Origin of the sequence: Lentzea sp. NEAU-D7 (genome assembly GCF_026242055.1) — a bacterium.
Taxonomy (GTDB): Bacteria; Actinomycetota; Actinomycetes; order Mycobacteriales; family Pseudonocardiaceae; genus Lentzea.
This window is the reverse complement of sequence record NZ_JAPJDL010000015.1, coordinates 73,176-85,377: the sequence shown is the minus strand read 5'-3', so window position 1 is coordinate 85,377 and position 12,202 is coordinate 73,176. Positions and strand designations below refer to the sequence as shown.

The window sequence follows — 12,202 nt, the reverse complement described above, 5'->3', positions numbered from 1 at the left end:
AGGCGCCGATCAGGCGCCTCCCCCACCTGTTCAGGCGGTCTGCGAAGGCTCCACCAGCGCACGGAGCCGGGGAGGCATCCTCTTCTCCAACCCGTACGGTTCGAGGTGGGCCTGCAGCACGCCCGTGAACGCCCGCTCGACCGAAGCGGTGTCCCAGTTGTCGCTCTCCAGGATCGGCTGCTTGAAGTACGGCTGGCCCACGATGTGCAGCTGCCGGCCGTTGCAGCGGATGACCTGCCCGGTGATGCCCTCGGCGCGGTCGGAGAGCAGGAACAGCACCAGCGGCGCCACCTTGCCGGGCGTCCGGTCGGCCGGAATGGCGCGCAGGGAGCGTTCCGACTTCCACACCATCCGCGTGTGCGCGACGGGGCACACGGCGTTCACGCGGATGCCTTCCGCCTCCAGGTCGAGGGCCCACGAGTAGCTCAGCGACGCCACCGCGCCCTTGGTCGCGGAATAGGTGGCGAGTTTGCGCTGACCGAATGAGGCGCCGGAGGAAATGTTGATGATGGAGCCGCCACCGGTGGCCCGCATCGCGCGCATCGCCGCGATTCCGGTGTAGATGACACCGAGGACGTTCACCTCGACCACGTGTTTGATGGTCTCGGGGTCGTCTTCCCAGGGCGCGGTCTCGTAGTTCAGGCCCGCGTTGTTCACCAGACCGTCGACGCGGCCGAATTCGTCCACGCAGAGTTCGACGATCTTGGCCGCCTCACTCGGGTCCGCGACCGTGTGGTTCGAGGCCACGGCACGGCCGCCGAACTCGCGGATGTGCTCCGCGACCCTGTCCGCCAGGTCACCGTCGTTGTCGTTGACCACCACCGACGCGCCCGCGAGGGCAGCGTGCATCGCGTAGGCCTCGCCCAGTCCTCGGCCCGCCCCCGTGATGACTACCGCTTTTCCGTCAAGGATCCCCATTGCACGCTCTCCCTCACTCGGCGGCGGTTCACGGGAACCCCCCTGTGGTCCTGTACCCGCCTTCGACAAGCGTGCGGACGATCCGAAGAAGCGAAGACGACGTTTCGATGAGATGTCGCTGCAGAGCGCCCAATGGCGAACCGAGTTCGGCAGGGCAGATAGGGCGGGACTAATCAGTCCCAACCGCACGAGGGCTTTAGTCCTCACTCGATCGAGTGACAAGAACGGGCCGCCTTCCCGAGAGGGGAAGACGGCCCGCAAAACGAGAATTCACCGTTCCGTGTACGTCAGGTTCCTGCCGTTGGACGGGTCGAAGAGCTGCACCTTGTCCGCGTCGAACCAGATGTCCGCCGAGGCGCCCTCCACCGCGCCGGACGCCGACGACAGGCGCGTCACGAGCGGGATGCCGTCACCCGGCACGTCGTCCGATCCCGCGTCCTTCGCGAGTTCCTGGAGCTCCGCCGAGGCCGCCTGCTCGCCCGTGAGGTTGAAGTAGGCGTACTTGTCCGAGCCCATCGACTCCAGCACGTCCACCTGGTGCGTGAACTTGCCGCCCGACGACAACGCCGCCGCGTCGACCAGTGCCGCGTCCTCGAAGTGTTCCGGGCGGATGCCCATGATCACCTCGCGGGGCGCGTCAGCGGCCTCGACCAGCTGCCGCACCCGGTCCGTCAGCGTCACGTCGCCGATCACCGACCGCAGCGCGCCGTTCTCCAGCGTCGCCGGCACGAAGTTCATCGACGGGGAGCCGATGAAGCCCGCGACGAACAGGTTCGCCGGCTGGTCGTAGAGGAACTGCGGCGCGCCGATCTGCTGCACGACACCGCCGCGCATGACGACGACCCTGTCGCCGAGGGTCATCGCCTCGGTCTGGTCGTGCGTCACGTACACCGTGGTCGTGCCGAGCTGCTTCTGCAGGCGCGACACCGAGGTGCGCATCTGCACGCGCAGCTTGGCGTCCAGGTTGGACAGCGGTTCGTCCATGAGGAACGCCTTGGGGTTGCGCACGATCGCGCGCCCCATGGCCACGCGCTGCCGCTGGCCACCGGACAGGTTGGACGGTTTGCGGTCGAGGTGCTGCGTGAGGTCGAGGATCTCCGCGGCCTCCTTGACCTTCTTCTCGACCGTGGCGTTGTCGACCTTGGCCAGCCGCAACGGGAAGGCCATGTTCTCCTTCACCGTCATGTGCGGGTAGAGCGCGTAGGACTGGAACACCATCGCGATGTCGCGGTCCTTGGGCGCCTTCTCGTTGACGCGCTGCCCGCCGATGCGCAGCTCGCCGTCGGTGATGTCCTCCAGGCCCGCGATCATGTTGAGGGTGGTGGACTTCCCGCAGCCGGACGGCCCGACCAGGATGATGAACTCGCCGTCGGCGATCTCGAGGTTGACCTCCTGCACGGCCAAAGCGCCGTCGGGATACCGCTTGGTCACCTTGTCCAGAACGATCTCTGCCATTGGTCAACTCACCCCTTGACGGCGCCGGAGGTCAGGCCGGCGACGATCCGGCGCTGGAAGAACAACACGAAGAGGATGATCGGGATCGTGATGACCACGGCGGCCGCCGCGATCGACCCGGCCGGGTCCTCGAACTGGGAACTACCGGTGAAGAACGACAGCGCCACCGGCACGGTCCGCGACTGCTCGGTCGAGGTGAGCGAGATCGCGAACAGGAAGTCGTTCCAGCAGAAGATGAACACCAGGATCGCCGTCGTGAACACACCGGGCGCGGCCAGTGGCGCGATGACGCGACGGAACGCCTGCCCCGGCGTCGCACCGTCCATCTTCGCCGCCTTCTCGAGCTCCCACGGGATCTCGCGGAAGAACGCCGAGAGGGTGTAGATCGCGAGCGGCAGCGCGAACGTGATGTACGGCAGGATCAGGCCCGGCCACGTGTCGAAGAGACCCAGCGAACGCTCGATCTCGAACAACGGGGACACGAGCGAGACCTGCGGGAACATCGCGATCAGCAGCGAGACGCCCACCAGCAGGTTCTTGCCGGGGAAGTCGAGCCGCGCGATGGCGTAGGCGGCCATCGTGCCGAACACCACGGCGATCGCGGTCGCGATGATCGCGATGCCGATGGAGTTGATCAGCGCCCGCGTGAACTCGGACGTCGAGAAGATGTTCTGGTAGTTCTCGAGACTCCACTCGCGCGGGATGAAGTTGCCGTCCGCCAGCGTCTTCGACGACTTGAACGACAACGACACGATCCACAGCACCGGGACCAGCGCGTAGACCACGACGACCGCGTTGAGCAGGCCCCAGCCCCACTTCTTGCCGGTGGTCTCGGCTCCTCCGATACCAGCCATCAGCGCTTCCCCCCGTCGTCACTGCCGGGGGCAGCGGTGCCGAAGAGCTTGATGAACACGAACGCGATGATCGCGACCATGATGAAGATCAGCACGGACATGGTGGACCCGATGCCGAGGTTCAAGCCCTTGATGAGGTTGTTGTAGGTCAGCATCGACACCGACGACGTGCCCTGCGAACCCGCGGTGAGCACGAAGAGGTTGTCGAAGATGCGGAACGCGTCGAGCGTGCGGAACAGCAGCGCCACCAGGATCGCCGGCTTCATGATCGGCACGGTGATCTTGATGAACCGCTGCCACCCGCTCGCGCCGTCCATCGCCGCGGCCTTGAGGAGGTCGTCCGGCACCAGCGCCAGGCCCGCCATCAGCAGCAGGGCCATGAACGGCGTGGTCTTCCAGATCTCCGCGAGGCCCACGACCATCAGGGACGGGATCTTCTCCGTGAGCACGGGATCGCCACCGAGCGCCTCGGCGAGGTAGCCGGTGCCGGGCGTCCAGGCGAAGCGCCAGGAGAACGCGGCCACGACCGTGACGATGCCGTACGGGATCAGCGTCGTCGTGCGGACGATGCCGCGGCCGACCAGCGCGCGGTGCATGATCAGCGCGAGCGACATGCCGAGCACCAGTTCGACCGCGACGGTGACGACGGTGAGCAACACCGTCACCCACACCGCGTTCCACCAGTACGGGCTGCTGAGCACGGTGACGTAGTTGTCGAACCAGATCCACTCGGTGCGGTCCGGGAACTTCAGGTCGAACCGCTGCATCGACAGCAGCAGCGAGTAGAGGATCGGCCAGCCGGTCACCGCGATCATGGTGAGCGCGGCGGGCGCGCAGAGCAGCCAGCCGAGCCTGCGCTCGGCCTTCTTGCCCTCGCTCAGCACTTTCTTCCTGGGCGCGACGGGAGCCGGTGAGGCCCCGGTCGTCGTCGTGTCCTCCGTCGTCGTCTGGCTCACGGCAGCACCCCCTTCGAGTCGAGAGCGTCCTGCAGTTCCTTGCGCAGCCTGTCCGCCGTGGCCTGCGGGTCGATGCTCGCGGGCGGCGACAGGATCGTGGAGATGACGGTCGAGACGTTCTGGTAGGCGGGCGTGCGCGGCCGCACACTCGCGTTCTTCAACGTCTCCTTGATGTCGTCGCGCATCGGGTACGCCTCGGCCATCTCGGGCTCGTCGTAGACGGCCTCGATGGTCGGCGGCACACCGTCCTTGAGCGCGGCGAGCTTCTGGCTTTCCGCGCCGCGCAAGCACAACACCGCGTCGAACGACTCGTCCGGGTGCGTGGTGTAGTTGCTGACGGCGTAGTTGATCCCGCCCACGGTGACCTTCGACTGGTCACCGCTCACAGTGGGGTACGGCGCCCACTTGAAGTTCTTCGCGAAGTCCGGCTTCTTCTGCGCGGCTGCGTAGACGTACGGCCAGTTGAGCTGGAACGCCGCGTTGCCGCCCTCCATGGCGAGGCGCGCGTTGTCCTCGGCCGCGTTGGAGAACGACGGGTCGATCGCCTTCGACGTGGCGAGCTTCTTCAACGCCGCCAACGCTTCCACGGCCTTGTCGTCGACGATGGCCTTGGTGCCGTTCTCGTCGAGGATGGTGCCGCCGTTGGAGTTGACCAGGGTGTTGTACAGCACGACGAGTCCCTCGTACTGCTTTCCCTGCGCGACGATCTGACCGGGCTTCCCTTCCGCCACCAGCGCCTCGGCCATGGAGATCATCTCGTCCCACGTCTTCGGGGGCGTGGGCACGAGGTCGGAGCGGTACCACAGGAGCTGGACGTTCGTGTTGTCCGGCGCCCCGTACAGCTTGCCCTCGTAGGTCGCCGTGTCGAGCGGCGTCTTCAGCGTGCCGGTCTCCACCTGCGACTTGACGGAGCCGGTGAACTCCTTGATCCAGCCCGCCTTCGCGAGCTCCGCGGTCCACGTGACGTCGAGACCGAGGACGTCCATGCTGTCGTCCTCCGCCGCGAGTCTGCGCACCATCTGCTCGCGCTGACCGTCCGCCTCCCGCGGCAGCTTGTTGTAGACGATGTTGTACCGCCCGGCGGCCTTCGCGTTGCAGCTGTCGACGATGGCCTGGAAGTTCTCCTGGGGATACTTGTAAACGTTGACGGTGATGCCTTGGCTGCCAGACCCGCACGCCGTGAGCGTTCCTGCCGCGAGCATCGCGGCACCCACTCCGGCGGCGAGTCGATAGCGCCTCGTCGCACCCATCGGCCCTGCCTCCTTCCCGACTACACGGAGGAGCCAGACCGCAGCGCCCGGCACCTCGTCGTGCCACCGGCCGCACCGGGCGGACCGGTCAACCGAACCTAGGCCTGGTGATCACGAGCCGCAACCAAGGGAAGCAACGATTCAGAACCAATGGCCTTATGTGAGTCTTAAGAACTCGGGTTCACGGGACGCATCGCGAGCCTCGCGAGCAGGTCACGGCCCTTCTCGGCGGATTTCGGGTGGCAGAGGACGTCATACCGGTTCGCGACCAACTGGGACGCGGACTGGAAGTCCCGCTTGCCCCGCGCCGACCCGTACCCGACCGCGGCGAACACCAGGCCGAAGAAGACACCGGTGATCAGACCCGTGAGGACGGGCCCGACCGTGACGCCGGGCTCGGGGCTGAAGAGGGTCAGCAGCAGACCGACGAACAGACCGAACCACGCCCCGCTCGCCGCGCCGGTCATGAGCACCCGGCTCCACGTGAGCTTGCCCGTGATGCGTTCGACCAGCATCAGGTCCACACCGACGATCATGACGTCCTGCACGGTGAAGTCCTCGACGGCCAGGAAGTCGACCGCGCGCTGCGCTTCCTCGTACGTGGCGTACGAACCGATCGGCCACCCCGTCGGCGGGGTGGGCAGGCGGGGAGGGACGCCGGGCCGGTTCGGGTTGGCGAACGGACTCGTCACGGGGACCACCTCTGTCGGACGCGCTGATCGTTCCATCCTGCCAGTGCCCGCTACGGCGTGCCGATACGCCTACGGGTGTTATGACGGTTTCATTCTTCGGGCGGCATGACGACGTGGGAGTCGATGTCGCCGGGCCGGAAGAACCGCCATCCCTCTCGTCCCGAACCGCCGCACCGCGCCTCGATCCGGAAGCCGTCGGAGAGGAACACCGTCAGATCACCGTCTCCGTCCACCTCGACCGACGTCACGACGACCTGTGCGCCACGCAGGTGCGTGGTCAGCTTCGCGGCCCGGACGTCGAACCTGTTGGTGCCCTGAACGTCCCAGTCGAACTCGCCGTCACCGGTCCAGCCGGGTGGTGGCAGACGGATGTCGGAGGCCCCGGTGAGGCGCTCGTCGCCGAGGTGCACCCGCCACGCGCCCTGCAGGTGCAGCGCGAACTCGGCGACCTCGCGAGTCCCGCCCCGGTGATCGGGTAGTTCGAGGACGGCCCCGAACCCCAGCCAGACGAGATCGCAGGCACGGCCGACACACCGCCACCGCTCCCCGACCAGGCCAGCCAGGGACCGGCGCGCCGCGTCGATCACCAAGTCGTCCACCGGCACAGTGTCACCCCGGACCGTCAGCCTGGAAACTCGATTTCGAACCGGTGCACCAAAGCGCGGTGCGAACACGCGTAGGCGTCCTGCAGGTCCACCACCCGCTCGGTCTCCTTCTTCAGGGCCTCGCGGGCCGCACCGGCGTTCCCGGCGAGCACGTGGATGATCGCGAGCTTGCGCGCCCGCTCGAAGTCGAGCAACGACTCCGGCTTCGCGACGAGCTCGCGGGCCAGGGTGTCCCACTTGGCGTACTTGTCGATGTACGGCTTGCCGTGCTTGAGGAACGCGGCCACCAGCGACGCGGCGACGGGGGCGTGGTCGCCGCCGGGGGTGAAGGTCCACTTCCAGACCGGCTTGTCCGGCGTCAGGTGGCCGAGCGGCGCGGACACCACCGGCGTGGTCGGGATTCCGATGCCCAGGGCGCGGCAGACCTCGTCGTAGTGGCGGAAGCAGACACCGGCCAGCGGGGTCAGGTCGAGCGCTCCCGCGATGCCGAAGCCGAGCCAGCCGGAGACTCCGCCACCGCGTTCCTGCAGCCACACGTGGCCGCGGCGGACGAAGCCCGCTGGGCGCAGGGCGGTGTCCACGGCGACGAGCACGTCGGTCTTCGGTGAAGGCCTCACGAGCCACAGGGTCCCAAACGATGCCGGATCCCGCTGGTCAACGGAGCCGTGCGGTCACCTGGTCCGCCGGTGGCAGCCTCGTCGGCGGCTCGTCGGTCACCCAGGCGTACTCGACTGCGGACAGCCGGCCGTCCGTGATCCACAGCAGGATCTCGCCTGTCAGTTCTCCTGATTCGTGCACCTGGGCATCGACCGGCAGCACTCCGTCGGCCACCTCGGCGGCGGGGCCGCCCGTGCTGAGGTCGAGGCTGGCCGAGCCCTCGTACCAGGGCTTCAGGACGCGCACGTGGTCGAGCTGGGCGCGCAGGGTGGCTGCGCCGGGGAAGTCCAGCGCGAGGATCCGTTCCAGCACGGCGCGTTCGGACGGGGCGATCGGGCGCGGGAGGTCGGAGGGCAGCAGCCGCAGGAGTTCGGCGGCCAGCGCGCGGAGCGAGGCCCACCGCGGTGAGCCGGCCAGGGCGTCGACGTGCCAGACGGGACCGGGACCGCTCATGGCCTCGAGCAGGGCGTCGATGCGTTCGGCCAGCGCGACGGCCTCGGCGTCGAGGCTCATCAGGCGGGGCAGGACGTCGTCGAACTCCAGCGCGAGCTCGTCCGCCGACGGCGCGGTGCCGATGGCCTCCAGGTAGGCGCGTTGCGCTTCGGCGGGCATGGCGAGCCGGCGCACCGGGTCCACGAGCGGCGCGGGCCAGCGTCCGAGCTGCATGGCTCCCCCTCAGTGCAGCACCGGCGCGAGGAACTCGGCCAGGTTGCGCACCACGTCCGGCGGCACCTCGTCCAGGTGCTCCGTCAGCTGCAAAAGTATGCGACCGCCGCCGAGGTGCTCAACGGAAAAACAGGGCGCCGTCCCGCAGACCTCTTGCACACCACCCAAAGCGGCGACCTGACGCGGTCCCAGCAACGTGGCCCAGTGCGGGCCTCGCGCCATTTCCGCGGCCATGAAAAGGGATTCGTCCAGGCCGACGCCGACGGCGACCTCGTGCGCGGTCCGCACGCCGACGCGGTCCAGCGTGATCCAGCCGCCGCTGGCCTGCACCAACGAGGCGCCCGACCGCAGGACGGACAGCCATTCCTGTTGCACCGCATGGGAAATCCAGCCGCCGAACAGCGACCGCGAGGCTGTGACCACGACCTGGTGGGGGAACGCGGGGTCGTCCTTCAGCAGGATCTCCGCGGACCAGCCGTGGTCGACCAGGGGCACGCCCTGGGAGTCGAGCTGGACCAGCTGCACGCGCAGGAACGACGGCAGGTCGGCCAGGGCTGCCGACCACGAGGGGAAGGTGAAGTCACCCGAAGAGAGCAGCAGCCGGGCATAACCCGGCGGGCCCCAGGGCGTTGTGTCGGAGGGGTGGTAGTCGCGCGCCACCAGCACGAGCTCCTCGACCGATGCCGGGCACAGGGGCGCCAGCAGGTCGGTGAACAGGGCGCCGAACCACTTGGCCAGCGCGGGACGGTCGACGCCGGAGAACGTGTCCAGCTCGAGACGGACGACGTGGGGCGGCGACACAGGTCCGGGAAGTGTCAGATCTGTGCTCAAAGTGAGCGAACCTTATGGCCCGCACGTGAAAACCGTTAGGGGCCAGTCCCGTGAAAGATTGGCCCCTAACGGGCGAACATCAACTCGCGTCTAGCCGCGCGACTGGTAGTCGCGGAGCAGGCCGCGCGAGATGATCGTCTTCTGGATCTCCGACGTGCCCTCGCCGATCAGCAGGAACGGGGCCTCGCGCATCAGGCGCTCGATCTCGTACTCCTTGGAATAGCCGTAACCGCCGTGGATGCGGAACGACTCCTGCGTCACCTCGGCGCAGTACTCGGAGGCGATGAGCTTCGCCATGCCGGCCTCGACGTCGTTGCGCTGGCCCGAGTCCTTGAGGCGCGCGGCGTTGACCATCATCAGGTGCGCGGCCTCGACCTTGGTCGCCATCTCGGCGAGCTTGAACGCGATGGCCTGGTGCTCGACGATGGCCTTGCCGAACGTCCTGCGCTGCTGGGAGTACTCGATCGCGAGCTCGAAGGCGCGGATCGCGATGCCGCACGCGCGGGCGGCCACGTTCACGCGGCCCACCTCGACGCCGTCCATCATGTGGCGGAAGCCCTGGCCGGTGACGCCGCCCAGCACCTGGTCCGCGGCGATCTCGAAGCCGTCGAACACCATCTCCGTGGTGTCGACGCCCTTGTAGCCCATCTTGTCGATCTTGCCGGGGATGCTGAGGCCCGGCAGGACCTCGCCGTAGCCCTCGGGCTTCTCGACCAGGAACGTCGTGAGGTTCTGGTGCGGCTTCTCGGCGCCCTCGTCGGTCTTCACCAGCACTGCGGTGAGGTTCGACGTGCCACCGTTCGTCAGCCACATCTTCTGGCCGTTGATGGTGTAGCCCGACTCGCCCTTGACCGCGCGGGTGCGGATCGCGGCGACGTCGGAGCCGAGCTCGGGCTCGGACATCGAGAACGACCCGCGCACCTCGCCCGCGGCCATCCGCGGCAGGTACTTCTGCTTCTGCTCGGGCGTCCCGTGCTGCTTGAGCATGTGCGCCACGATGAAGTGGGTGTTGATGACACCGGAGACGCTCATCCAGCCGCGCGCGATCTGCTCGACCACGAGCGCGTAGGTCAGCAGGGACTCGCCCAGGCCGCCGTACTCCTCGGGGATCGTCAGGCCGAAGAGGCCCATCTCCTTCATGCCCTCGACGATGTCGGCGGGGTACGTGTCGCCGTGCTCCAGCGTCTGGGCGTGCGGAATGATCTCCTTGTCCACGAACGTGCGAACGGTCGCGAGGATTTCTTCCTGGATGTCCGTGAGACCCGCGGTCTGGGCGAGGCGCGCCATCGCACTTCCCTTCCAACGCTTTGGTTACCGGCGAGTATGGACCGGTTAACGCCCGTTTGCGACCGGGGTGTGCTCTCCGCAACAACGCGGGCGCCCGCTGTACCGAAACAGCACCGCTGACAGGTGTATTCGCGCACCCGCACGCGACGAACCGCCCTGCCGAACCCTAAGATCCCTGCTCAAACATCTAGGGGGACTCGCGATGACCTACGACCCGTACAACCCGAAGCAGCCAGGCGATCCGTACGGCCAGCAGCCGCCCTACGGCCAGCCCGGCCAGTACGGCCAGCAGCCCATGTACGGCTACGGCTACCCGCCGCCCGCGCCCAAGTCGCAGACGAACGCGATCCTGGCACTGGTGCTGTCGCTTGTGGGCTTCGCGACCTGCGGCGTGACGTCGATCGTCGGCGTCATCTTCGGGCACATCGCGATGGGGAAGATCAAGCGTGGCGAGGAGGAAGGCCACGGGCTGGCGCTCGCCGGCATCATCATCGGCTACGTCGTCATCGTCGGCTACTTGTTGTTCGTCGCGTTCTACGTCTTCGCGATCTTCGCCGCGGTCAACGGGACCTATCGCTGAACCGGGACGGCTCAGCCCGCGAGGGCGATCTCCAGGGTGCCACCGCAGTGGCGGCAGACGTCGGCGAACACGTGGACGTCGGCGGCGCATCCGGGGCAGCTGCGGAAGCTGCGCTCGAGCAGGTCGTCCTCGCGGCGTTTGAAGAGCCGCAACCGTCTGCTCGCCTTGCCGTTACTCGAACGTGACATGCCCCAGAGCATGCCCCCACCCAGGGGCGAGATCGCAAACTCCGGTGACGGATTGTGCGCCACTTCACCAGTTTCGAACGCAACCCGTGACGGTCGAACACGTCCAGTGACATTCGGGGTGAAGTAGCGCACAATCCGTAACGGAATCAGTCCTCCGGAGGCGTCCACACGTTCGCGCGGGACATGCCCGCGGCACGGCCCTTGCCGGAGATCACCAACGCCATCTTGCGCGACGCCTCGTCGATCATCTCGTCGCCGAGCATGACCGCGCCGCGCTTGCCGCCCGCCTCGGACGTGTAGAACTCGTACGCGTCGAGGATGTTCTCGGCGTGGTCGTAGTCGTCCTGCTTCGGGCTGAAGACCTCGTTGGCCGCCTCGATCTGGCCGGGGTGCAGCACCCACTTGCCGTCGAAGCCCAGCGCCGCGGAACGACCGGCGACGCGCTTGTAGCCCTCGACGTCGCGAATCTGCAGGTAGGGGCCGTCGATGGCCTGCTTGTCGCGGGCCCGCGCGGCCATCAGGATCCGCATCAGGATGTAGTGGTAGGCGTCACCGACGTCGTAGCCGGGCGGCTGCTCGCCGACGACCAGCGACTTCATGTTGATCGACGCCATGAAGTCCGCCGGGCCGAAGATGATCGTCTCGACGCGCGGGGACGCGGTGGCGATCGCGTTGACGTTGTTCAGGCCCAGGGCGTTCTCGATCTGCGCCTCGATGCCGATCTTGCCGACCTCGTAGCCCATCGTCTTCTCGATCTGCGTGATCAGGAAGTCGAGCGCGACGACCTGCTCGGGCGTCTGGACCTTCGGCAGCATGATGCAGTCGAGGTTCGCGCCGGCGCCCTCGACGACCTCGGTGACGTCGCGGTAGGTCCACTCCGTCGTCCAGTCGTTGACGCGCACGACACGGGCCTTGTCGCCCCAGCCGCCCTCGTTGAGCGACGCGACGATGGTCTTGCGGGCATCGGGCTTGGCCAGCGGGGCGCAGGCGTCTTCCAGATCCAGGAACACCTGGTCCGCCGGCAGCGTGCGCGCCTTGTCGATCATCTTCTGGCTCGAGCCGGGGACCGCCAGACACGAGCGACGGGGACGCTGCTGGTCGACCACTGGAGTACCTCCTTGTACCGGCCGGTAACTATGAGCGCCACAGTGGCACGCATCATCTCCGGGCGCATATTCGCTGAGTCCCGTTTCACAAAGCGAGTTCGCGTCGAACTCGCCGCCGTCTGCGGAGCAGCGGCCATCCAACACTGGCAGGCTGAAC

The 12,202-nt window shown here is 67.5% G+C and carries 14 protein-coding genes; 1 reads left to right on the top strand and 13 read right to left on the bottom strand.

Going from position 1 to position 12,202, the window contains the following annotated elements; translation table 11 throughout:
- Positions 1-30: 30 nt before the first annotated feature.
- The 11 genes from ORI60_RS27665 to ORI60_RS27615 all read right to left on the bottom strand — a co-directional run bounded on the left by ORI60_RS27665 (position 31) and on the right by ORI60_RS27615 (position 10,171).
- Entirely contained in the window at positions 31-918 is an 888-nt protein-coding gene (locus ORI60_RS27665) for an SDR family NAD(P)-dependent oxidoreductase (protein WP_266040926.1), read from the bottom strand.
- 270 nt (positions 919-1,188) lie between these two features.
- On the bottom strand, positions 1,189-2,373 hold the full coding sequence (locus ORI60_RS27660; RefSeq protein ID WP_266040925.1) for an ABC transporter ATP-binding protein: 1,185 nt from the start codon (positions 2,371-2,373) through the stop codon (positions 1,189-1,191).
- 8 nt (positions 2,374-2,381) lie between these two features.
- Positions 2,382-3,227: a carbohydrate ABC transporter permease gene (locus tag ORI60_RS27655; protein WP_266040924.1), complete on the bottom strand. Its 846-nt coding sequence runs from the start codon at positions 3,225-3,227 to the stop codon at positions 2,382-2,384.
- A complete protein-coding gene (locus ORI60_RS27650; protein WP_266041061.1) occupies positions 3,227-4,111 on the bottom strand; it encodes a carbohydrate ABC transporter permease in 885 nt (294 codons plus the stop codon). The genes ORI60_RS27655 and ORI60_RS27650 overlap by 1 nt, the downstream gene beginning before the upstream one ends.
- A gap of 68 nt (positions 4,112-4,179) precedes the next feature.
- Entirely contained in the window at positions 4,180-5,433 is a 1,254-nt protein-coding gene (locus ORI60_RS27645; protein ID WP_266040923.1) for an ABC transporter substrate-binding protein, read from the bottom strand.
- A 167-nt stretch (positions 5,434-5,600) separates the two neighbouring features.
- Positions 5,601-6,161 (bottom strand): general stress protein, encoded by a 561-nt coding sequence (locus ORI60_RS27640; RefSeq protein WP_266040922.1) that lies wholly within the window; start codon positions 6,159-6,161, stop codon positions 5,601-5,603.
- Positions 6,162-6,214: 53 nt separating this feature from the next.
- A complete protein-coding gene (locus ORI60_RS27635) occupies positions 6,215-6,724 on the bottom strand; it encodes a hypothetical protein (protein WP_266040921.1) in 510 nt (169 codons plus the stop codon).
- Positions 6,725-6,747: 23 nt separating this feature from the next.
- Entirely contained in the window at positions 6,748-7,347 is a 600-nt protein-coding gene (locus tag ORI60_RS27630) for a hypothetical protein (RefSeq protein WP_266040920.1), read from the bottom strand.
- Positions 7,348-7,384: 37 nt separating this feature from the next.
- Entirely contained in the window at positions 7,385-8,053 is a 669-nt protein-coding gene (locus ORI60_RS27625; protein ID WP_266040919.1) for a hypothetical protein, read from the bottom strand.
- A 9-nt stretch (positions 8,054-8,062) separates the two neighbouring features.
- The gene (locus ORI60_RS27620; protein WP_266040918.1) at positions 8,063-8,884 is read right to left on the bottom strand and encodes a hypothetical protein; all 822 of its coding nucleotides are present in this window, start codon (positions 8,882-8,884) and stop codon (positions 8,063-8,065) included.
- Between the two features lie 90 nt (positions 8,885-8,974).
- Positions 8,975-10,171: an acyl-CoA dehydrogenase family protein gene (locus ORI60_RS27615; RefSeq protein ID WP_266040917.1), complete on the bottom strand. Its 1,197-nt coding sequence runs from the start codon at positions 10,169-10,171 to the stop codon at positions 8,975-8,977.
- Positions 10,172-10,373: 202 nt separating this feature from the next.
- On the opposite strand from ORI60_RS27615, the gene ORI60_RS27610 reads away from it, so the two are divergent.
- The gene (locus ORI60_RS27610) at positions 10,374-10,751 is read left to right on the top strand and encodes a DUF4190 domain-containing protein (protein ID WP_266040916.1); all 378 of its coding nucleotides are present in this window, start codon (positions 10,374-10,376) and stop codon (positions 10,749-10,751) included.
- Between the two features lie 11 nt (positions 10,752-10,762).
- On the opposite strand, the gene ORI60_RS27605 is transcribed toward ORI60_RS27610, so the two are convergent.
- Both ORI60_RS27605 and ORI60_RS27600 read right to left on the bottom strand, forming a co-directional pair.
- Positions 10,763-10,939, bottom strand: coding sequence for a hypothetical protein (locus ORI60_RS27605; protein WP_266040915.1), 177 nt, complete (start codon positions 10,937-10,939; stop codon positions 10,763-10,765).
- Between the two features lie 146 nt (positions 10,940-11,085).
- Positions 11,086-12,045: an HpcH/HpaI aldolase/citrate lyase family protein gene (locus ORI60_RS27600; RefSeq protein WP_266040914.1), complete on the bottom strand. Its 960-nt coding sequence runs from the start codon at positions 12,043-12,045 to the stop codon at positions 11,086-11,088.
- Between the last annotated feature and the right edge of the window lie 157 nt (positions 12,046-12,202).

Coding starts and splice junctions, on each gene's coding strand:
- ORI60_RS27665 (WP_266040926.1), bottom strand. CDS start 918: ATGGGGATCCTTGACGGAAAAGCGGTAGTCATCACGGGGGCGGGCCGA.
- ORI60_RS27655 (WP_266040924.1), bottom strand. CDS start 3,227: ATGGCTGGTATCGGAGGAGCCGAGACCACCGGCAAGAAGTGGGGCTGG.
- ORI60_RS27645 (WP_266040923.1), bottom strand. CDS start 5,433: ATGGGTGCGACGAGGCGCTATCGACTCGCCGCCGGAGTGGGTGCCGCG.
- ORI60_RS27615 (WP_266040917.1), bottom strand. CDS start 10,171: ATGGCGCGCCTCGCCCAGACCGCGGGTCTCACGGACATCCAGGAAGAA.
- ORI60_RS27625 (WP_266040919.1), bottom strand. CDS start 8,053: ATGCAGCTCGGACGCTGGCCCGCGCCGCTCGTGGACCCGGTGCGCCGG.
- ORI60_RS27660 (WP_266040925.1), bottom strand. CDS start 2,373: ATGGCAGAGATCGTTCTGGACAAGGTGACCAAGCGGTATCCCGACGGC.
- ORI60_RS27610 (WP_266040916.1), top strand. CDS start 10,374: ATGACCTACGACCCGTACAACCCGAAGCAGCCAGGCGATCCGTACGGC.
- ORI60_RS27640 (WP_266040922.1), bottom strand. CDS start 6,161: ATGGAACGATCAGCGCGTCCGACAGAGGTGGTCCCCGTGACGAGTCCG.
- ORI60_RS27605 (WP_266040915.1), bottom strand. CDS start 10,939: ATGTCACGTTCGAGTAACGGCAAGGCGAGCAGACGGTTGCGGCTCTTC.